Source organism: Lentzea tibetensis (assembly GCF_007845675.1).
Taxonomy (GTDB): Bacteria; Actinomycetota; Actinomycetes; order Mycobacteriales; family Pseudonocardiaceae; genus Lentzea; species Lentzea tibetensis.
This window is the reverse complement of sequence record NZ_VOBR01000023.1, coordinates 17,675-38,282: the sequence shown is the minus strand read 5'-3', so window position 1 is coordinate 38,282 and position 20,608 is coordinate 17,675. Positions and strand designations below refer to the sequence as shown.

The 20,608-nt window shown below is 69.3% G+C and carries 19 protein-coding genes and 2 tRNA genes; 9 read left to right on the top strand and 12 right to left on the bottom strand.

The features are described from left to right. Position 1: 1 nt before the first annotated feature. Both prfB and FKR81_RS30160 read right to left on the bottom strand, forming a co-directional pair. Positions 2–1,102, bottom strand: coding sequence for a peptide chain release factor 2 (prfB, locus tag FKR81_RS30165; RefSeq protein ID WP_146356999.1), 1,101 nt, complete (start codon positions 1,100–1,102; stop codon positions 2–4). A 68-nt stretch (positions 1,103–1,170) separates the two neighbouring features. Beyond that, positions 1,171–1,671, bottom strand: a complete 501-nt coding sequence (locus FKR81_RS30160) for a PadR family transcriptional regulator (protein WP_146356997.1) — start codon at positions 1,669–1,671, stop codon at positions 1,171–1,173. A 382-nt stretch (positions 1,672–2,053) separates the two neighbouring features. Here FKR81_RS30160 and FKR81_RS30155 point away from each other — a divergent pair, with 382 nt between their 5' ends. Then, positions 2,054–2,251 carry a hypothetical protein gene (locus FKR81_RS30155; RefSeq protein ID WP_146356995.1) on the top strand — a complete coding sequence of 66 codons (198 nt, stop codon included), beginning with the start codon at positions 2,054–2,056 and terminating at the stop codon, positions 2,249–2,251. 59 nt (positions 2,252–2,310) lie between these two features. Here FKR81_RS30155 and FKR81_RS30150 read toward each other — a convergent pair. The 3 genes from FKR81_RS30150 to FKR81_RS30140 all read right to left on the bottom strand — a co-directional run bounded on the left by FKR81_RS30150 (position 2,311) and on the right by FKR81_RS30140 (position 5,672). Further along, positions 2,311–2,384, bottom strand: a tRNA-Met gene (locus FKR81_RS30150). Positions 2,385–2,545: 161 nt separating this feature from the next. Beyond that, positions 2,546–2,619, bottom strand: a tRNA-Met gene (locus FKR81_RS30145). A gap of 50 nt (positions 2,620–2,669) precedes the next feature. Further along, on the bottom strand, positions 2,670–5,672 hold the full coding sequence (locus FKR81_RS30140; RefSeq protein ID WP_146356993.1) for a UPF0182 family protein: 3,003 nt from the start codon (positions 5,670–5,672) through the stop codon (positions 2,670–2,672). Between the two features lie 95 nt (positions 5,673–5,767). Between FKR81_RS30140 and FKR81_RS30135 the strand changes: the two genes are divergently transcribed. Continuing rightward, positions 5,768–6,307, top strand: a complete 540-nt coding sequence (locus tag FKR81_RS30135; RefSeq protein WP_146356991.1) for a PPA1309 family protein — start codon at positions 5,768–5,770, stop codon at positions 6,305–6,307. 60 nt (positions 6,308–6,367) lie between these two features. Here the strand turns inward: FKR81_RS30135 and FKR81_RS30130 are convergent, their stop codons facing one another. After that, on the bottom strand, positions 6,368–7,450 hold the full coding sequence (locus FKR81_RS30130) for a YlbL family protein (RefSeq protein WP_235921850.1): 1,083 nt from the start codon (positions 7,448–7,450) through the stop codon (positions 6,368–6,370). 44 nt (positions 7,451–7,494) lie between these two features. Here FKR81_RS30130 and FKR81_RS30125 point away from each other — a divergent pair, with 44 nt between their 5' ends. Beyond that, the gene (locus FKR81_RS30125) at positions 7,495–8,784 is read left to right on the top strand and encodes a zinc-dependent metalloprotease (protein ID WP_146356987.1); all 1,290 of its coding nucleotides are present in this window, start codon (positions 7,495–7,497) and stop codon (positions 8,782–8,784) included. Between the two features lie 425 nt (positions 8,785–9,209). Here FKR81_RS30125 and FKR81_RS30120 read toward each other — a convergent pair whose 3' ends face one another. Continuing rightward, entirely contained in the window at positions 9,210–9,737 is a 528-nt protein-coding gene (locus FKR81_RS30120; protein WP_146356985.1) for a M48 metallopeptidase family protein, read from the bottom strand. A gap of 195 nt (positions 9,738–9,932) precedes the next feature. On the opposite strand from FKR81_RS30120, the gene FKR81_RS43805 reads away from it, so the two are divergent. The 4 genes from FKR81_RS43805 to FKR81_RS30105 all read left to right on the top strand — a co-directional run bounded on the left by FKR81_RS43805 (position 9,933) and on the right by FKR81_RS30105 (position 12,898). Further along, complete coding sequence (locus FKR81_RS43805; RefSeq protein ID WP_186763245.1) at positions 9,933–10,088, top strand: DUF5679 domain-containing protein; 156 nt, start codon at positions 9,933–9,935, stop codon at positions 10,086–10,088. A 46-nt stretch (positions 10,089–10,134) separates the two neighbouring features. Further along, positions 10,135–10,914, top strand: coding sequence for a hypothetical protein (locus FKR81_RS30115; protein WP_146356982.1), 780 nt, complete (start codon positions 10,135–10,137; stop codon positions 10,912–10,914). Beyond that, complete coding sequence (locus FKR81_RS30110) at positions 10,911–12,224, top strand: ABC1 kinase family protein (protein WP_146356980.1); 1,314 nt, start codon at positions 10,911–10,913, stop codon at positions 12,222–12,224. Before FKR81_RS30115 ends, FKR81_RS30110 begins: the two co-directional genes overlap by 4 nt. A gap of 86 nt (positions 12,225–12,310) precedes the next feature. Next, a complete protein-coding gene (locus FKR81_RS30105) occupies positions 12,311–12,898 on the top strand; it encodes a hypothetical protein (RefSeq protein ID WP_186763244.1) in 588 nt (195 codons plus the stop codon). A gap of 106 nt (positions 12,899–13,004) precedes the next feature. On the opposite strand, the gene FKR81_RS30100 is transcribed toward FKR81_RS30105, so the two are convergent. The 5 genes from FKR81_RS30100 to FKR81_RS30080 all read right to left on the bottom strand — a co-directional run bounded on the left by FKR81_RS30100 (position 13,005) and on the right by FKR81_RS30080 (position 17,783). Further along, positions 13,005–13,871 carry a class I SAM-dependent methyltransferase gene (locus FKR81_RS30100; protein ID WP_235921849.1) on the bottom strand — a complete coding sequence of 289 codons (867 nt, stop codon included), beginning with the start codon at positions 13,869–13,871 and terminating at the stop codon, positions 13,005–13,007. Between the two features lie 859 nt (positions 13,872–14,730). After that, positions 14,731–14,955, bottom strand: coding sequence for a hypothetical protein (locus FKR81_RS30095; protein WP_146356976.1), 225 nt, complete (start codon positions 14,953–14,955; stop codon positions 14,731–14,733). Further along, complete coding sequence (locus FKR81_RS30090; RefSeq protein WP_146356974.1) at positions 14,952–15,269, bottom strand: WhiB family transcriptional regulator; 318 nt, start codon at positions 15,267–15,269, stop codon at positions 14,952–14,954. The genes FKR81_RS30095 and FKR81_RS30090 overlap by 4 nt, the downstream gene beginning before the upstream one ends. Before the next feature lie 108 nt (positions 15,270–15,377). Further along, entirely contained in the window at positions 15,378–15,587 is a 210-nt protein-coding gene (locus FKR81_RS30085; RefSeq protein ID WP_146356972.1) for a hypothetical protein, read from the bottom strand. Positions 15,588–15,728: 141 nt separating this feature from the next. Further along, positions 15,729–17,783: an ATP-dependent DNA helicase UvrD2 gene (locus tag FKR81_RS30080; protein ID WP_146356970.1), complete on the bottom strand. Its 2,055-nt coding sequence runs from the start codon at positions 17,781–17,783 to the stop codon at positions 15,729–15,731. A gap of 61 nt (positions 17,784–17,844) precedes the next feature. On the opposite strand from FKR81_RS30080, the gene FKR81_RS30075 reads away from it, so the two are divergent. Together FKR81_RS30075 and FKR81_RS30070 are read left to right on the top strand one after the other, a co-directional pair. Then, entirely contained in the window at positions 17,845–18,573 is a 729-nt protein-coding gene (locus FKR81_RS30075) for a DUF4191 domain-containing protein (protein ID WP_146356968.1), read from the top strand. Positions 18,574–18,628: 55 nt separating this feature from the next. After that, positions 18,629–20,605: a helix-turn-helix transcriptional regulator gene (locus FKR81_RS30070; RefSeq protein ID WP_146356966.1), complete on the top strand. Its 1,977-nt coding sequence runs from the start codon at positions 18,629–18,631 to the stop codon at positions 20,603–20,605. Positions 20,606–20,608: the final 3 nt, after the last annotated feature.

Here is a 20,608-nt window from a genome sequence, read left to right as displayed (position 1 = left end):
GTCAGCTCTGCGACTGCTTGCGCCACCTGATACCGGCCTCGAGGAAGTCGTCGATCTCGCCGTCGAGCACCGCGGACGGGTTGCCGACCTCGTGTTCCGTGCGCAGGTCCTTGACCATCTGGTACGGGTGCAGCACGTACGAACGCATCTGGTTGCCCCAGCTGGAACCGGAGTCCTTGAGCGCGTCCATCTTGGCCTGCTCCTCCTGCCGCTGGCGCTCGAGGAGCTTCGCCTGCAGGACGGCCATCGCGGTGGCCTTGTTCTGGAGCTGGGAGCGCTCGTTCTGGCAGGACACGACGATGCCCGTCGGGATGTGCGTCAGGCGCACCGCGGAGTCGGTCGTGTTGACGCCCTGGCCGCCGGGACCGGACGAGCGGTACACGTCGACGCGCAGGTCCTTCTCGTCGATCTCGACGTGGTCGGTCTGCTCGACGACGGGCACGACCTCGACGCCGGCGAACGACGTCTGGCGGCGGCCCTGGTTGTCGAACGGCGAGATGCGCACGAGGCGGTGCGTGCCCTGCTCGACGCTCAGCGTGCCGTAGGCGTAGGGCGCGGTGACGCGGAAGGTGGCGGACTTGATGCCGGCCTCTTCGGCGTAGGAGGTGTCGAACACGTCGACGTTGTAGCCGTGGCGTTCCGCCCAGCGCGAGTACATGCGGAGCAGCATCTCGGCGAAGTCCGCGGCGTCGACGCCACCGGCCTCGGCGCGGATGGTGACCAGCGCGTTGCGCTCGTCGTACTCACCGGACAGCAGCGTGCGCACCTCGAGGCTCGCGATCTCGTCGCGCAGCTTGGCGCGCTCGGTGTCGGCCTCGGCCGCGCTGGCCTCGTCCTCGGCCTCCTCGGCGAGCTCGTAGAGCACACCGAGGTCGTCGAGGCGGTCGCGCAGACCGGTGATGCGGCGCAGTTCGCCCTGCTTGTGCGAGAGCGCGCTGGTGACCTTCTGCGCCTTCTCCTGGTCGTCCCAGAGATCGGGGCGAGCGGCCTGCTCTTCCAGGTCGGCGACCTGAGCGCGCAGGGCATCGAGGTCCATCACCGCCTCGATGCTCGAGAGCGTGGCGGAGAGGTCCTTGATGTCAGCTTCGACGTCCGGGTTCACGGCAGAAGATTACGCCAGCACCGGTCGCGCGGTGCGACCGGTGCTGACACAGGCCGTTGTTCCAGGCGCTAAGCGGTCGGAATCGCATCCAGCAGCTTGAGGACGGCCTTCGCGTGGGCCAGGCCGAACTCGGCCACCGCCTTCGCGTAGGGGTCCTCCGCTGTCTTGGCGGCAACCTTGGCGCTCTCCTGCTCCTGGCCGTACACGCCGCGCGCGGTGTCGATGAGGCCGGTGCGCTGCTTGGCCGTCAACGACCCCGCGTGCACGAGCCGCAGGATCAGCGGGCTGCGCAGGTGGTCGGGGCCGGGCTCGGACAGCAGCCACGTCTTGAAGGCCTTCTTGCCCGCCGCGGTGAGCACGTACTGCTGGCTGGAGCGCGGCCCTTGCTTGCCGAGTCGCAGCAGGCCGGCTTCGGCCAGCGCGGGCAGCTCGCGGTACACCTGGCTGCGGGTGACGCTGAAGAACGCACCGAAGCGCTCCCCGGCCTCCGCAACCAACTGGCCACCGGTCTTGGGTCCGTCGTGCAGCAGCCCGAGTAGGGCGGCTGCGGTCGCATTCAGGTCTGACACAAGAACAACGTTCCCACGTGAAAGCGGAGCTGTCCACAATGGTCAGCCGTTGAGTCCACTGTGGCTGATCACGGGCTAGCGATGTTGGGCCATGCGGAGCAATGAAAAGTCTCATTCAGTCACCGCGTCTCGATCCGCACCACGCTTTCGGCCGCTTGACCGTCCGTGTCCAACCCAGATGGAAAAACCCTTCCGCACAAACGAAAACCGGGGTTCCTCACCCGATCGGCGGCACCCTTCTCACGGCCCGGAGCCGACTTCCTGTCGAACGCCTGAGGACCGATAGCACAACCCGGTGATGTCGGGCCTCTGCTCTGGCGTCCGCACCGTCCACTGAGAAAATGATCACCGTCGGGCAGTTCGCGAGCAGGAGGTCGGGGTCATGGGCATCAAGTGGATGGACCACAAGGTCGTGCAGCAGGCTCGGGCGTGGGCGAGCGGCACGATTCCGGAGCAGGCCGGCAAGGACGAGTGCATGGTGTGCGGCAAGCAGATCCGCAAGCACCGCACCGTCAACGGCGCCGGACGCATCTGCAGCAGCATGTTGTGCGCCGAGTACTGGGCGGAGAACATGACCTGAATCACGTGCTGAATAGCAAGAAGGCCCAGGAACTTTGAGTTCCTGGGCCTTCTGCCTTGTAGCGGGGACAGGATTTGAACCTGCGACCTCTGGGTTATGAGCCCAGCGAGCTACCGAGCTGCTCCACCCCGCGCCGCTACTGCCTTACAAGAAGAACTATACACCCCCGCGTCACCCTGTTTTCACCACCCCCCTCTAACCATGTTTTCGCAGGTCAGAGGCATCAGGCAAGAAAACAACATCGGCCAGGAAAGCAAGAAGGCCGGAACCCGAGAGTTCCGGCCTTCTGTCTCGTAGCGGGGACAGGATTTGAACCTGCGACCTCTGGGTTATGAGCCCAGCGAGCTACCGAGCTGCTCCACCCCGCGTCGGTAAATAGAACCTTACGGGGTGGAGCACCGAACTGCAAATCGCGTGGTCAGCCCGACGGAGTAGGTGATGGAACGACCGAAGAAGGCGGCGGCGTGGACGGTGCCGAACCGGCCGCGTTGGCCCGGTCGAACCTCTTCATCGCGTCGTCGAGGCGCGTGTACGCCTGGCCGATCGCGGTGAAGTCACCGCTCTTCTGCGCGTTGCGGATGTCGTTCAGCGCGGTCTGCATGTCCTTGATGGCGGCCTGCAGCTCCGGGCTCATGTTGGCGTTCGGCGTCGTCGGGGTCGTCGGCGTCGTGGTCGACGGCGGCTGCCCGTTCCCGTCCGCAGGCGGCACGGTCGCGCCCGATCCCGTGAGCACCTGTTCCAGTGCCGCGCTGAGCGTCGACGCGTAGCCGACCTTGTCGCCGAAGCTGACCAGCACCTTGGACAGCTGCGGGAACGACGTCTGCTGCGACGCCCGCTCGATGTAGACCGGTTCCACGTACAGCAGCGCGCCACCGACCGGGAGGGTCAGCAGGTTGCCGTACACGACGTTCGACTTCTGCTGGTTCAGCAGGTTCAGGTCCTTGGACACCGTGTCGGACGTCAGGAACTGCGTCTGGATCTGCTGCGGGCCCTTCGCGTCCTGCTGGAGTTGCAGGACGCTTATCTTCCCGTAGGTGTCCGGGTCGGAGCTGACCGAGACGTAGGACGCCATGAACTCCCGGTTCTGCCGCACCAGCGAGCTGGTCAGCTGGAAGCTCACCTTGTTCGGCTCGTTCGGGTCGCCGGCGAGCACGTAGAACGGCGGCTGGCGGTCCCTGCGCTGCTTGCCCTGCTGCTCCTGGGCCTGCGGCGTGATCACGTTGTCGATCGTCGGGTCACTCGGGACGTCCCAGAACGACACGCCGGAGAAGAAGTCGCGCGGCGACGTGACGTGGTACTGCGACAGCGTCTGGCGCTGCACCTTGAACAGGTCCTCCGGGTACCGAAAGTGCTCGCGCAGCTGCGGCGAGATGTCGCTGTTCGGCTTGACCGTGCCGGGGAACACGCCCTGCCACGCCTTGAGCACCGGGTCCTTCTCGTCGATCGCGTACAGGTTCACCGAACCGTCGTACGCGTCCACAGTGGCCTTGACCGAGTTCCGGATGTAGTTGATCTCCCGGTTGACCTGCTGCACGACGACGCCGTCGGCGGTCAGCGAGTCGTTGGTCGCGTTGCCCAGCGCGGTCTTCTGCGCGTACGGGTAGTTCTCCAAAGTGGTGTAACCGTCAACGATCCAGGTGATGCGCCCGTTCACGACGGCCGGGTACGGGTCGCCGTCGATCGTCAGCCACGGCGCGACGGCCTGCACGCGGTCCCGCGGCTGCCGCTTGAAGAGGATCTTCGCGTCGTCACCGATCGCCGAGTTGAACAGGATGTTCCGCTCGCCGTACGCGGTGGCGAAGACCAGCTTGTTCAGCAGGCTGCCGACCGGGACGCCGCCCTTGCCCCCGTAGGTGTACTGCGCGGCGTCCGTGTCGTACTCACCGGGCGCGCCCGCCGGCCTGCCGCCGACGATCGCGTAGTCGTCGGCGCCGAAGAGCTCGCCGTAGTACGTCCGCGGCTCGTCGACCTTGATGCCGCTGTCGGAGTTGCGGGCCTTGCCGTCCGGACCGATCTCACTGGTCTTGAAGTCCGGGTAGCCGCCGCTGCTGTCGTTGCCGTTCGCGATGGCGTTGACCTTGTTCGCCTCGGCGTAGACGAAGCCGTTGCCGTGCGTGTAGATCAGGTGCCGGTTGATCCAGTCGCGCTGGCCCTCTGGCAGGCCGCCGAGGTTCAGCTCGCGGACCGCGACGATGTAGTCGCGCAGCTGGTTGTCCACTGTGTACCGGTCGACGTCGAGCTTGGTCGGGAAGCCGTAGAACGGCCGCAGCTGCTGGTACTGCGTGAACGTCTTGCCCAGCACGGCCGGGTCGAGCAGGCGGATGTTGCCGAGCGTCGCCTGGTCCTTCTTGAGCTCGTCCAGCGAGATGTTCTGCTTGCCCTCGTACTGCTTGGTCTGCACCTTCTCCTCGGTGAGACCGAACGCTTGTTTCGTCGCGTCGATGTTCCGCGTGATCGACGTGGCTTCCTTCTCGATCGCGTTGGGCTTGACCGAGAACTGCTCGAGCACGGCGGGCCACGCGGCGCCGACGAGGACGCTGGACAGGACCAGCAGCACGGTCGCGATCGCGGGCAGCTGGACGTTGCGCATGAAGGCACCCGCGAAGAACGCCGCGGCGCAGAACACCGCGATGCACAGCAGGATGAGCTTCGCGGGCAGCACCGCGGCCATGTCGGTGTAGCTGGCGCCGTCGAACTTGTCGTGCTTGGCGAACAGCAGCCCGTAGCGGTCGAAGAAGTACGCGACGGCCTTCAGCAGCACGAACGAGCCCGCGACGAGCGCCAGGTGCAGCCGGGCCGGGCTGGACAGCTGCCCGCCGCGGCCGGCGAGCCGGATGCCGCCGAAGAGGTAGTGGGCGACGACCGCGCCGATGAACGAGACCGCCGTGGCGATGAACAGCCAGGACAGCAGCCACTCGAAAAACGGCAGCTTGAAGGCGTAGAAGCCGATGTCGTGGCCGAACTGCGGGTCCGTGACCCCGAACGGCGTCGCGTTGAGGAACAGCTGCACGATCTGCCAGTCGGCCTGTGCCGACGCGCCCGCGATGAGCCCCACGAACAGCGGGATGCCGAGCCCGAAGACGCGCATCCGCCGCATGACGACCGTGCGGTATCGCGCCACTGGGTCGTCCGGTCCGGCGACGGGCACGAACACCGGGCGCGACCGGTACGCGACGTACAGGTTGAACGCGACCAGTCCGCCGACGAACACCCCGACGGCGAGGAACAGCGCCAGCTTGGTCAGCAGTTCGGTCGTGTAGACGCCGCGGAAGTCGACCTCACCGAACCAGAGCCAGTTCACGTAGGTGTCGAGCAGCCGTGAGCCGGTGATCAAGCCGAACAGCAGCACCACACCGACGATGAGCAGGATTCGGCTGCGTCGGGACAGTTTCGGCAGTCCAACCGGGGGCCGTGTGGCCACGGGGCACGCTCCTGGATCGCGGTCTTGCCTTACGTACGTTTAGTCCAACTCTACGGACGGCGGCCTTGGTTCCCCGTCGGGTCCGGCGAATTACTATGGCGCGCGTGTCACCGAGTGAAACGCCGGCAGTCGTCCTGCCCACCGTTGCCCGCGAGGTCGAGGAGTTCGTCGCAGCCGGAGGCTGGGACCAGGTCCCCCAGCTGTTCGCGCTGGTGTCGACAGCGGACCTGATCACGCAGCAGCCAGAACTGGCCGACCAGCTGGATCCGGGCTCACCACTGACGCCGATCGCGCAGGAGTCGCTGCCGTCCGACGACATCGGCGAGGCGCTGGCGGGCATCGAGTGGCCGCCTGTCGTGCACGGCTGCGCGCTCGCGCAGGAGATCGTCGTGCTGCCGCCGGACGCCGAGCAGGAGCTGCAGAGCGGTTCGATGGACGACGAGGCGGCCCTCAGGTTCGCGGCCGAGCACCCGCAGCGCCGCGAGGCCAGGCTGGTCGCCGCCGTGCTGCGAGACGGGACGGTGTCCTGCGTGCTCCGCCTGCGCGGCACGCCGGAGATCCCCGAGGAGCTCGTCGAGCACCCCGAGCTGGCCCCGAACCTGACCGACGCGCTGCTGGCGACCCTCCAGCCCTGACCTGTGCCATGGGGGGAGCTTTCCCAGCGCTGACCGCTGGGAAAGCTCCCCTCATGGCGTTCAGCAGCTCGGGGTCGGCTTGCCCGCGGCGAGCGCCTCGAGCGACGAGACCGCGTCCTGCAGCTTCTCGACCTTGACCAGCTTCATGCCCTCCGGCGTCTGCTGCTTGGCGTCGAGGCAGTTCGCGGCGGGCACGAGGAACGTCGTGGCGCCGGACTCGCGCGCGGCGACCATCTTGAACGCGATGCCGCCGATCGGCTTGACCGTGCCGTCGCCCTGGATCTCGCCGGTGCCCGCGATGTTCTGGCCGCCGTTGAGCTCACCTGGCGTGAGCTTGTCGACGATGGCCAGCGCGAACATCAGACCGGCCGACGGTCCACCGACGTCGCTCAGGCTGATCTTGATCTTGAAAGGCGTGTCCGCGCGGTCGACCGGCAGGATGCCGATGAAGCCGGAGGCGCGGCCGTCGTCGCGCGTGCCGAGCGTGATCTGCGTCGACTTGCTGGTGCCCTCGTGCTCGAACGCGACGTCGATGCGGTCACCCGGCTTGGTGTTCTCCAGCGCGCCGCGCACGTCGTCCGCGCTGGCCACCTGCTTGCCGTTGACGCTGAGGATCCGGGCGCCGAGCGGGATGACGTTCTCCGCGGGGCTGCCCTTGGTGATCTCGTTCGCGATGACCTTGCCGGGGTAGCCCAGGTAGTGCAGCGCGGCGACCTCGGCGCTGGTCTGCGAGTCGCTGAACGCCTTCTGGTTCTGCTGCTGGACCTGTTCCTCGGACTCGCCGGGTTTGAAGAACTCCTCCCGCGGCGCGAGCGCGTACCGCCCGCTGAGCCACAGCCCGAGCGCGCCGAACAACGAGACGTCGTCGGTGAGCGACACCGTCGTCATCGTCAGCGTGCCCTTGGTGGGGAAGGTGTTCTGGCCCTCGACGCTGACCACGTCGGCACCCTTGGCCTGCCCCAGCGTGTCGTAGACGGGCCCAGGCCCGAGCGCGACGTACGGCACCCGCGCGAAGCCGCCGAGCAGGCCGAGCACCGCCACCGCGAGGAAGCTGATGATCAACGTCCACGTGCGCCGGGTCAGTCCGCGTTCCCTCGGTGGAGGGGTAGCCGGTACCGGATCGGTCGTGACGGTTTCACTCACGGCTGAACAGCGTACGACCATGTGGATCCGCGTACGGTAGAGGCATGAGTGACGTGCCGTTCGGGTTCAGCCCGCACGATCCCGACGACAAGAGCGGACAGCAGAATCCGTTCGACTTCAGCCAGCTCGGCAACATGCTGAGCCAGCTGGGCGCGATGCTGAGCAACGCGGGCTCATCCACAGGTCCGGTCAACTACGACCTGGCGAAGCAGATCGCGTTCCAGCAGCTGTCGGCGAAGCAGACGACGATCGGCTTCACCCCGGACCAGAGCACCGCCGTCACCGAGGCCGTGCACCTGGCCGAGATGTGGCTGGACCCGGTGACGTCGCTGCCCGCGGGCACCCGCACGACCCAGTCCTGGTCGGCCCGCGACTGGGTGGAGCGCACGATCCCGACCTGGCAGCGCCTGTGCGACCCGGTGGCCCAGCGCATGTCCGGCGCGTGGGTCGACGCGATGCCCGCCGAGGCCAAGCAGGCCGCGGGCCCGCTGCTGTCCATGCTCGGCCAGATGGGCGGCATGGCGTTCGGCTCGCAGCTCGGCAACGCACTGGCCCAGCTCGGCGCCGAGGTCCTGACCTCGACCGACGTGGGCCTCCCGCTCGGCCCGGAGGGCACCGCCGCGCTGCTCCCGGCGAACATCGAGAAGTTCACCGAGGGCCTGGAGCGCCCGGCCAGCGAGGTCATGGTCTTCCTCGCCGCCCGCGAAGCTGCCCACCAACGCCTGTTCACGCACGTCCCGTGGCTGCGCCAGCGCCTGCTCGACACCGTCGAGGAGTTCGCGCACGGCATCAAGGTCGACACCTCGGCTCTCGAGCAGCTGGCTGGCCAGATCGACCCGGCCAACCCGGCGTCGATCGAGGAGGCCATGTCCTCGGGCGTGCTGGAGCCCCAGACGACCCCCGAGCAGAAGGCCGCGCTGGCCCGCCTGGAGACCCTCCTGGCACTGGTGGAGGGCTGGGTCGACGTCGTCGTGGACGCAGCCGTCGGCGACCGCCTGCCCGGCGCGGGCGCACTGCGCGAAACCCTCCGCCGCCGCCGCGCGTCGGGCGGCCCGGCCGAGCAGACCTTCGCCACCCTCGTCGGCCTCGAGCTGCGCCCCCGCCGCCTGCGCGCCGCTTCCGCGCTGTGGAAGCTCGTCGGCGACCAGCACGGCACCGAGGTGCGCGACAGCGTGTGGGACCACGCCGAGCTCGTCCCCACCGCCGAGGACCTGGACGACCCGCTGGAGTTCGCCGAGCGCCTCGGCAACACCCGCAAGGCGCTCGAGGACCCGATCGCCGAGCTCGAGCGCACGCTGCGCGAGGAGAACCCGGACAAGCCGTCCGAGGACTGACGCGCTGGTCAACGGCTCTCAGACACCCCGCCCTCCACCCCGGAGGGCGGGGTGTTCTGCGTAGCGAGCGCGGCAAGCCGGGAAGGCGGTCACAGGTCACCCGGCATGCCCGAGGCGGCCACCGACGGAACTGGCAGGAGCCAAGCAGGCACCAGCTCAACCGGCCGGAAGCCAAGCAGGCACCAGCTCAGCCGGCGGAAGCCAAGCGAGCACCCATCAAACCGGCAGAAGCCAAGCGAGCACCGCCAAAACCGGCAGGTGCGAAGCGAGCACCAGCGAAACCGGCAGATGCGTAATGGAGCGCCCGCCGCACTAGCGAGCCCCGCACTGCCAAACGGGCGCGGCCCCACCACGAATCCGGCGGCCAAGCCCTCCCCTGAACATTCTTCCCCCGCCTTGCCCCCCGCCCCCGGCCCGCCCAAGGCTCAGTCCTCAGAAATCCCCAACCCAGCCGCAGCGGACAACCCCTCCAGATACCCGATGGCCCGCTCAGACTTCGGATACCGATGCACGAGCGCCCAGAAGTCCTTCCCGTGCCCAGGCACCCGCAGGTGCGCCAGCTCGTGCACCAGCACGTAGTCGAGCACCCAGGACGGCACCTCCCGCAGCCGCTCGGACACCCGGATGGTCCCCTCAGTCGGCGTGCACGACGCCCACCGCGTGCGCATGGGCGGCACCCAGCGCACCGATGTGGGCGAGAACGCGTCGTCCAGGTACCGGGCCGACAGCTCGGCACACCGGGCCAGCAGCGCCTCGTCCGACGTGCGCGCAGGCGAGCGACGGCGCGTCTCGCTGCGCTGCAGGCGGCTGAGCATCTCAGCCACCCAGTGCTTCTCTTCCCCCTTGGTCATCCGCGCCGGCAGCAGCACGACGACCGTGTCGCCCTCCCGGTACGCACTGACCATGCGACGGCGTCTGGGACTCCGTCGCACCTCCACCCGCGGTTCGGCCATGGGAGCAACGGTAGAGCCCAGCACCGACAATTCGCGGCGCCCAACCGGCGGCACGCGCGCACCCGGCGGGTGAAGTTACACCGATCGGCGGCTAGACACGCGCCGGTATACATGCGGCAAATCGCACCCTTCCGGAGGTACCGTCGCGGCAAGGTCCCCGAGTGTGTCCGCACTCACAACTGCAAGGGAGGGGCTGTGGCCGAGAGCTACAACGGCTACTGCGTGAAGTGTCGCGAGAAGCGCGACTTCGACGGCAAGGTCGAGGAGACCAACGGCCGGCGAATGGCCAAGGGCACCTGCCCTGTCTGCGGGACGAAGATGACGCGGATCCTCGGCAAGGCCAAGGTCTGACATACCCGCTGGCAGGGGGCCCAGCCCCCTGCCAGTCCCACCTCCTATGAGCGATCTTCCGAAGCGCCCCAGAACCCGTCCCGACCTGGCCGTGCTGAGGCGCGGACCGGGTGAGGTGCAGATCGGCATCCACCCCGAGCACGCGCTCGTCGTCGGTGAGCTGCCCGAGGCGTTCGTCGACGAGCTGCTCGGGCTCGACGGCCGCCACACCGTCACTGAACTGGGTGAAAGAGTCGAAAAACGCGGCGAGGACCCGGCCGAGTTCACCGAGCTGCTGAGGAGCCTCGACGACGTCGGGCTGATCGACCGCGGACAGCCCGAGCGGCGCATCGCGGTCAGCGGTGACGGCGAGCTCGCGGACGTCATCCGGTCGCTGGTCGACGACGCGAAGGACCCGGACCTGACGATCGTCACCGACTTCCCGGCTCCCGAGCTGGTCACCGACCTGATGTCGGCACGAGCGCCGCACCTGGCGGTCCGCGCGCGAGAGGGTGTCGGCGTCATCGGACCGCTCGTGCTCCCCGGCCGCACGGCCTGCACCACCTGCGTCGACCTGCACCGCACCGACACCGACGACCGGTGGCCCGCGGTCGCCGCCCAGCTGATCGCGAAGCCGGCGCCGGCGGATCGGGTGCTCGCGACCGCCACGGGTGCGATGGCCGTCACACAGGCGTTGCTGATAGCGGACTTCGTGCGGGGCGGCGGCCTGACCCCGCCGACCTGGAACGGGACGATCGAACTGCGTCCCGCGGTCGGCACGACCTCTCAGCGAAGCTGGCATCCGCACCCTGACTGCGCGTGCGCCGCACATAACATGGCTTGGTGACCGAGATTCCGCGCAAGGCCGTGCAGCGCACCGCCAAGCTGGCCAGCCTTCCGCTCGGTGTCGCGGGGCGCGTGGTCGGCGGGTGGGGGAAGCGGCTGACCGGCGCCAGCTCGGAAGAGGTCAACGCCGAGGTGACGGCCAAGACCGCCGAGCAGGTGTTCGCGGTGCTCGGCCAGCTCAAGGGCGGCGCGATGAAGTTCGGCCAGGCGCTCAGCGTCTTCGAGGCCGCCGTGCCGGACGAGCTCGCCGCCCCGTACCGCGAGGCGCTGACCAAGCTGCAGCACGCCGCTCCCCCGATGCCCGCCCGCACGACGCACCGCGTGCTCGCCGAGCAGCTGGGGGCGAGCTGGCCGAAGCGCTTCATCGAGTTCGACGACGAGCCCGCGGCGTCTGCGAGCATCGGGCAGGTTCACCACGCGATCTGGCACGACGGGCGCGAGGTCGCGGTCAAGGTCCAGTACCCCGGCGCGGACGAGGCGCTGAAGGCCGACCTCAAGCAGCTGCTGCGATTCTCCCGGCTGCTCCAGGCGATCATGCCCGGCACCGAGGTGCGCCCGCTGCTGGAGGAGCTGCGCGACCGCTACCTGGAAGAGCTCGACTACCGCGACGAGGCGGACAACCAGCGCACGTTCGCCAAGGCGTTCGCGGGCGACGAGCACGTGCTCGTGCCCAAGGTCGTCGCGTCGTCGCCGAAGGTCATGGTCACGGACTGGATCACCGGCACGCCGCTGTCGTCGATCATCCGCAGCGGCACCACCGAGGAGCGCGACCTCGCGGGCGCGCTGCTCTCGGAGTTCCACTTCTCCGCACCCTCGCGCTCGGGCCTGCTGCACGCGGACCCGCACCCCGGCAACTTCATGCTCGGCGACGACGGCCGTCTGCGCGTCATCGACTTCGGCGCGGTCGCCCGCCTGCCCGACGGCCTGCCGAAGACGCTCGGCCGGATGACCAGGCTCGCGCTCGACGGCCGTTCGTCCGACCTGGTGGACCTGCTGCGCTCGGAGAACTTCATCCGCGAGAACACTGTGCTGCACCCCGAGGACGTGCTCGGCTACCTGGCGCCGTTCGTCGAGCCGCTGCACACCGAGTCGTTCCACTTCACCCGGCGCTGGCTGCAGCACCAGGCCGAACGCGTCGGCGACCTGCGCAGCCCGGACTCGCAGACCGGCCGCTCGCTGAACCTGCCGCCGCAGTACCTGCTGATCCACCGGGTCACGCTGGGTGCGACGGGCATCCTGTGCCAGCTCGACGCGCACGTCCCCGCACGCAAGATCGTCGCCAGGTGGCAGCCGGGCTTCGAGGACGAGTGATCGCGACTTATCCACAGATCGCGAGTTGTCCACAGCCGGCGAACTGGGCCGCCCACACCCCTTGACCTTCCTGCACGATCAGTCCCATGACCATCACCTGCACGCAGGACCTGCGCAAAGCCGGAGTCTCACCGCTCGTCATCGCCTCGCGTTGCCGTGCGGGCTCGTGGCAACAGGTACTTCCCGGAGTGATCCTCCGCAAGAGGGGCCACCCCACGCGCACCGAACGACTGCACGCCGTGCTCGCCTTCGCGCCGGGCACGATCATCACGGGTGTGGACGCGCTGCGCGAACAGGGCGCTCCGCTGCCCGAACCAGACCTGATACACGTGCTGCAAGGCCCCAACCAACGTCTGAACGGCCAGGGGCTGGTCTTCGAACGCACGTCGAGACCGCCGGACACCGTGCACCACAACGGCCTGCGTCTCGCCGAACCGCACCGCGCCGCGGTCGACGCGGCCAGACGCGAGCCCGATCCCATGCGCGTGTTGCGCCTGCTCGGCACAGCCGTCAGTTTCGGCCTGTGCCGGATCGACCGGCTGCGCGCCGAGCTGGACGCGGGCACGACCCGCGGCACCGCGACCGCGCGGAAAGCCCTTACCGCCTTGGCTCACCAGTACTCGGCGGGCAGCTTCCCCTCGATGTCGCGCGCGTGCGCCTTCGAGCACACGTGACAAAGCCATTGCACAGCGCCATCGCGCGATCGCTCAGAGGTCCACGCCAGCTGCTCCAGCGCGTCGGTGACCGAGGACTTCGAGCGGCCGCAGCGATAGCACGACGTCACGGCTTGCGTCCCAAGTGGACCGTGTCGGTCATCAGCATGAAGACGTCGTCACGCCCACCGAGGAACTCGGAGTCCTGCGGGTTGAGCAACCGCCGCAACGCGGCGCGGTCGGACGCGTGCAGCCGCGCCCCGGTGACCTCGGCGAGCCACGACAACCGCTCGACTGCCCAGTCCCGCACGACCTGCTTGGCCGGCGCGGGGTGGTCGATCACGAAGCTGAACGCACTGACCTCACCGAGCCCGGCGTCGCCGAGCGCGACGTTCCACCCGACGGGCAGCTGAACCGCACCCGGCAGGTTCTCCCGCATCGTGCAGAACCAGTCCGCACGCGCGGCGGCCAGCCGATCCTGCAGTCCGGGCTCACCGACGCCGAGGTCCCACGGCAGGAAGCGCGCTTCGAGCCCACCTTCGGCGACCGCCAGCCATCCACCCGACGCCAACGCCCCGACCAGGCGTTTCAACGCCTTGAGCTGATCAGGGAGGTGATGCACGACCCGCGAACCCCAAATCAGGTCCGCCGATCCGGCGAAGCCGGCGGGGTCCTCGCCCGCGAGGTCGGCCAGCACCGGCTTGACCGTGACCGAGCCGACGGCCCGCGCCGCCGACGTCGCCGCGTCCAGCGCCTCGGGCGTCCCGTCGACGAGCACGAGCGTCCCACCGCCACGCGCCGCGAGCGCTTCAGCGAGCGGAACGCTCATCGGCCCGACGCCGCACCCGACGTCGTACACGGTCGGGTTGTCCGGCAGCGGACGCACAAGTCTGCGCGCGACCACCCGCAACGCCTCGGCCTCCAGCGCCGCAGTCCGCCGCGCCGCGGCGACGCGTGCTGCCCAGTCGATCCCGTCATGAGTGTGTTGCGCCACATGAAGACGGTACGTAGGAACGGCGCAGCCCGCCATCCACCAACCCCGTGGATGCCGTTCCGGCACGCCGCAACCAGCACTTCGCACCACTGAGGAGGCTCAAGGGAAAGAAGGTGAGCGGCAACGCCCACGGCGAGACGCTCGCGCGCCACCGCGGAGGCGGCATCCCACGACCCCGCGACCCCGCGACCCCGCGATGCCGCGATGCCGCGATGCCGCGAATAACGGTGGCTCGCGCCACCGCGATGTGTGCAGCTCGCGCGCAACACGCTGATCGCAGCGGTGGCGAGTTGCACCCGCGCGGCCGCGCTGCCTGGGCAGCGCAGCACTCGCGAATGCACGCGAATTGGCTGGCAGCACGGCTCACGCTGGTGACGAGCCGCGTGCCATCCGCCCAGCGCAGGCAACAGCGGCGAAGGCCGCGCACTCGCTCCACTCGGCGCAGGCGACAACCCGCGGCGAAGCAGCACCCCTCACCACTCAGCGGAACCCTCGCTCGCTGCCCACCTGGACCGAACCCGTACTCCACCCGCCCAACACGAGCGGACCAGCAGCGAAGCCACGCGCCCCCACCACTCGGCGCAAGCAACAGACTGCGGCAAAGCAACGCACCTCTCACCACTCAAGAACCCGCGCTCACCACCATCTGCGCCGAAGCGCGCACCCCGCCCCGCCAAGACGAGCAGCGGACCACCGCAAAGCTCCACCACTCAGCGCAAGCAACAGACCCGCGGCATAGCCCCGCACACCATTCAGCACCATCCCGCGCCACCAGCAACACCAGCAATGCACCCTGCGCAACGCAAAGCGGCGGACCGCCACCCACGAACGTGGATGACGGCCCGCCCTGGAAGGAAACTCAGAGGCCTCGGTCGAAGCGCGCGGCTCGCCGGGCGGCCCAGCTCGACAGTCGGCGCCATCGCTGGACGGCGGACAGTCGGTGGGCCAGGCGTTGCTCTTCGGCGTACCTCTGTGCTTCATGTATTCGTATCCGGACCAGCTCTTCGTTGATTGACATGGTGTGCAGTCCCTTGTGGTCGTAGTCGCGTTGCGAAATGTCGTGAGTGATCAGCAGGTCGTTCACGCGGCCGCCTCCTGACCGGTGCCGACGGCTGCCGCGTCCTTGCGCGGGCGGCCACGCGGACGCTTGCGCGCGATGACTGCACCGCGCTCGAAGATCTCGCCACCCCAGACGCCCCACGGCTCGTGACGAGCGATGGCGCCGGCGAGGCACTCCGCGAGGAGCGGGCAGGTCCCGCAGAAGGACTTCGCCTTCTCCAGGTCAGCGGGGGTGTCCGCGAACCAGAGGTCGGGGTTGTGGGTGCGGCAGGGCAGGTCAAGCCCCTCCGCGACGTCCGGAAGTGTCTCGCCGGTGAGCGGGACAGTTGCGGTCAACATGAGGTGTTCTCTCCTATGTGTGGGGTAGTGCAAAAAACACGAAGGCCGCGGACTCTGTGCGAGTCCGCGGCCTTCGTGAGTCAGGTGGTCCTGACTGACTTATCGTCGTCAGGTCCTTCTCACGCGATGCGCGGACAGCGCAGTCGTGTTGTTGTTCGGAACATCAGCAGTGGGCACCAGAACCGGCCGCTGGATGAGCTGGCCGGCGCGCTCCTGGATCAGGGCAGACTTGTGCCACTGAGCCGAAGCACCTGCGGGCACGCAAAGACCCCCGGACATGAGGTAGCCGAGCGCGCGCGAAGTGTTGATGTTCTTCACGGTGGGCCACCTCCTCGAGAGGTCTCGATCGACTAGTAGTTCTTCTTCCCCAGACGGGCTCTCCGAGCCCGGCCATTGCAGGTTATGACCCCCTGCACGGGGTGTGCAACCTATTTAACGAAACTTGTCCGGAAGAGTGGTTCAGTACCCGCTACCAGCGCGGACCAGCCCCAGGACGTCGTCGCCGAACCTATCAAGCTTCGAGGCTCCGATGCCCGAGATCGCGACAAGTCCCGCGGTGTCGAGCGGGCGCTGCTCGGCGATGGCCACCAGCGTCGCGTCGGTGAAGACCACGTACGCGGGCACTTTCAGCTCGCGCGCACGGCCCGCGCGCCACTCGCGCAGGCGCACGAGGAGCTCCTCGTCCACATCGGACGGGCATGACGTGCACCGTCCGAGCTTCACGGCCTGCGCCTCGAGCAGCGTGGCCGCGCACACCCGGCACGTCGGCTTCGCCTTCTTCTGCTGCAGCGGCTCACGCCTGGCCACGCGTGCGGCCGGGTGGTCCTCGGGCACGAGGCCGTAGAGGAACCGGGAACGCCTGCGGTACTTGCGGCCACCGGCCGCGCGGGCCAGCGCCCACGACAACCACACGTGCACGCGTGCGCGCGTCACGCCCACGTACAACAGTCGGCGTTCTTCCTCGATCGCCGCGTCGTCGCCGTCGGCGTACTGGATCGGCAACGTCCCGTCGACCAGGCCGACGAGGAACACGGCGTCCCACTCAAGCCCCTTGGCCGCGTGCAGCGACGCGAGCGTCACGCCCTCCACGGTCGGCGGGTGCTGCGCCTCGGCGCGCACGTCCAGCTCGGCGCAGAACCGGGGCAGGTCCGCGTCCGGTACCGCGCTCACCAGTTCCTCGGCCAGCTCGACGAGTGCGAGCAGCGACTCCCAGCGCTCGCGCGCCGATCCGCCTGCGGGGGGATCGTCGGTCAGTCCGACGCGGGCGAGCACCGAGCGGACCACCTCGGGCAGCGAGCCGGGCACCTCGCCGGCGCTGCGCAGCGAGATCATCGCCTGGCGGATCTCGGCCCGTTCGAAGAACCGCTCGCCGCCGCGCACCAGGTACGGGATGCCCTGCTCGGCGAGCGCCTGCTCGTACGCCTCGGACTGCGCGTTGACGCGGTAGAGGATCGCGATCTCACTCGCCGCGACGCCGTCGTCGAGCAGCTTGCGGATGCGCCGCGCGACGGCGTCGGCCTCGGCGGGCTCGTCGTCGAACTCGGTGAACAGCGGCGTGGGGCCGTCCGGGCGCTGGCCGATGAGCCGCAGCCGCGACCCGGCCGGCCGCCCGCGCGCCCACTTGATCACCTCGTTGGCCAGCGACACGACCTGCGGCGTCGACCGGTAGTCGCGCTCGAGCCGGACGACGACCGCCTCCGGGAAGCGGCGCGGGAAGTCGAGCAGCGGGCGGGGCGACGCGCCCGCGAAGGAGTAGATGGTCTGGTTGGCGTCACCCACGACGGTGAGGTCGTCGCGGTTGCCGAGCCACGCGTCGAGCACGCGCTGCTGCAGCGGCGTGACGTCCTGGTACTCGTCGACGACGAAGCAGCGGTACCGGTCGCGGAACTCCTCCGCCACCTCCGCGTTGTCCTCGAGCGCCGCGGCGGTGTGCAGCAGCAGGTCGTCGAAGTCGAGCAGCTGCGCCTCGGCCTTGAGCGCCTCGTACCCCTGGTAGACGCGCACGATCTGCTCGGCGGGGGCGGGGATGTCGCGCTGCGCCTTCGCAGCAGCGGCCGGGTAGTCCTCGGGCGTGATGAGCGACGCCTTCGCCCACTCGATCTCGGACGCCAGGTCGCGCAGCGCCTCCGCCTCGGTCGGCAGCCCGAGCCGCTGGGCGGCGCGGCCGACGATCCTGATCTTGTGGTCGAGCAGCTCCCAGCGCGACCCGCCGATCACCCGCGGCCAGAAGTAGCGGAGCTGGCGGGACGCGGCGGCGTGGAAGGTGACGGCCTGCGCACCGTGCACTTCGAGCGCGCGCAGCCGGGTGCGCATCTCACCGGCGGCGCGCTTGGTGAACGTCACGGCGAGCACCTGGCCGGGGGCCACGTGCCCGCGCTGCGCGAGGTACGCGATCCGGTGCGTGATGGTCCGCGTTTTACCTGTGCCCGCACCGGCGAGCACGCAGACCGGGCCGCGGGGTGCTTCGACCGCCGCGCGCTGTTCCGGGTCGAGTCCCTCCAGCAGCGCGTCCATTCCGGCAGTCTCGCAGACGCTGAGTTCGGCCTGGCGAAGACACAGCCGTATCCTGATGGGCATGGCTGGAAAGCAGGACAAGGCGACCCGCAAGGAAGCGGCGAAGGCCCGGCGCGCGGCATCCAAGGAACGGCGCAAGCAGATCTTCGAGGCGTTCAAGATGCAGCGCCGCGAGGACAAGGCGCTCGTTCCGCTGATGCTGCTCGCGCTGCTCGGCATGACCGCGATCGCCGTCGTCGCCGGCCTGCTGCTGAACATGGTGTGGGTGTTCGTCCCGCTCGGCATCGCGATCGGCCTGCTGCTCGCGGTCGTCATCTTCGGCCGCCGGGTGCAGCGCAACGTGTTCGCCAAGGCCGACGGCCAGGCGGGTGCGGCGGCGTGGGCGCTGGAGAACCTGCGCGGCCGCTGGCGGGTCACCCCCGCGGTCGCGGGCACCACGCACCTCGACGCCGTGCACCGCGTCATCGGCCGTCCCGGCGTCGTGCTCGTCGCCGAAGGCGCGCCGCACCGGGTTAAGGGCCTGCTCGCGCAGGAGAAGAAGCGCGTCGCGCGCGTCGTCGGCAACACGCCGATCTACGACGTGATCGTCGGCGCCGAAGAGGGCCAGATCCCGCTGCGCAAGCTGCAGAACCACCTCATGAAGCTGCCCCGCAACATCTCGGCCGCCCAGGTCGACAGCCTCGAGACCCGACTCGCCGCACTGGCGAGCCGCGGCGCCGCGCTGCCGAAGGGCCCGATGCCGCAGGGCGCGAAGATGCGCAACGTGCAGCGCACACTGCGCCGCCGCTGACAACTGGGGATTTCACTAGTTCCTGGCTGCGGGTGGCGTCGTTAGATTCCACCCCATGTGCAAGATCGCACGTCCAGCTTTCGTCGGCCGTGAGGACGAATTGGTCCAGCTCGGCAGGCTCGTCCGACGCAGCAGGCTCGTGACGCTGGTCGGTCCCGGCGGTGCGGGCAAGACCAGGCTGGCCGTCGAGCTGGCCGCGCGCACCCGTGGTGCGGCGATGATCGTGCTGGACTCGTGCGAGACAGGCGTCGAGTGGTGCGCCGAGCTCGCCGACGCGGTGCTGTCCACCTGCTCCGAGGTCCGGGTCGTGGTCACCAGCCGCGAGGCGCTGCGGTTGCCGAGCGAGGTCGTGTTCGCGGTGGGCGGACTCCCCCGCAAGCAGGCGCGCCAGCTGTTCCTGGACCGCGCGTCGGCCAAGGTGCCGATGCACCTCACTGACGAGATCTGCGCCCGGCTGGACCGGCTACCGCTGGCGATCGAGCTCGCCGCGCGCCTCGTCGGAGCGATCCCGGCCGACGACTTCGTCACCCACCTGGACGACCGGTTCGACCTGCTGACGCTCGGCGACCGCACCTCACCCCACCGCCACCGCAGCCTGCGCGCGTGCGTCGAGTGGAGCTACGCCTCGCTCAGCGCGGACGAGCAGCGGGTGTTCCGCGCGCTGTCCGTGTTGCCGGAGAGCTTCGACCTGCAGGCCGCGGAGGCCGTCTGCGGGCCGGGCACGGTCGGCGTGCTCGCCCGGCTCGTCGCGAAGTCGCTGGTGATCGGCACGGACAACGGCTTCCACCAGCTCGAGTCGTTCCAGCGGTTCGCCTCGCTGCTGCTCACCGACGAGGAACGCGTGATCGTCGAGGACCGGTTCGTCACGTGGCTGCTCGGCTTCGCGCGCGAGTTCACCGAGAGCGCCTACGTCCCGGCCGGCTACCTGGAACGGCTGGCCAGGTTCACCGACCACTTCCGGGTCGGCGCGCGGCAGCACCTCACATTGGCCGTGCTGCACGGCCTCTGCCTGTGGGCGCGCGGCGACATGGCGGAGGCACGCCGTTCGCTCGCCGAGGCACCGGAGGGCTCGCGCGCGGAGCAGAGCATGGCGCTCGCCCAGCGCGCGTGGCTGGCCTGCGCCGACGGTGACGTCGATGAGGCGAGGCAGCTCGGCGAGCGCGCGGTGGCCGTCGCGCGGGAGTGCGAGAGCAGGCTCGACCTGGTCCGCGCGCTGAACATCGTGGCCAGCCTGCAGCTGGCAGGCGGCGCGTTCGACACCGCGCGGGACATCTACGTCGAGGTGCTCACGCTGCTCGACGACCCGCTCGACATCGCGAGCGGCCAGCACAACGTGGCGTGGGCGATGATGCAGGGCGGCGACCCTGACGGCGCCGCGGAGCTGGTGCGCGACGCGCTCGCCGTGCACCGCAGGTACGCCGAGCCGCCGAAGCTGTCCGCGATCCTGCACACCGCGGGCACGCTCGCGCTGTGGCGCGACGACCTGCCGGAGGCGCACGACCGGTTCACCGAGGCGCTGCACGTCGCGCCGGAGAACATCTACGAGCTGCCTTACCTGGTCGAGGGCCTGGCCATCACCGCGACCTGCTGGGGCGAACCGGAACGCGGCCTGCGGCTGTTCGCCGCGGCGCAGGACCTGCGCACGTCCGCGCGGTGCGAGATGGATCCGACCTGGGGCAGGCTGGTCAAGGACACCGAGCGGTCGGCGCGCATGCAGCTGCCGCTGCGCGACGCGATGGTGGCCGTCGCGGAAGGCAGGAAGCTCACCCGCGACGAGCTGATCGGGTACGCGCGCGACGGCGCGTGGCCGTGCGCGGCGAGCTCACGCGGTGAGTCGCCGTTGAACGAACGCGAGCAGCAGGTCGCGGACCTGGTCGGCAGCGGGCACACGAACCGGCAGATCGCGCAGCTGATGGGCATCGCGGAACGCACGGTCGAGGCGCACCTGATGCGGATCAGGGAGAAGCTGAACCTCAAGTCGCGGGCGCAGGTCGCGCTGTGGACGGTCGGCGTCGAGGCGCTGACGACGTGAGCG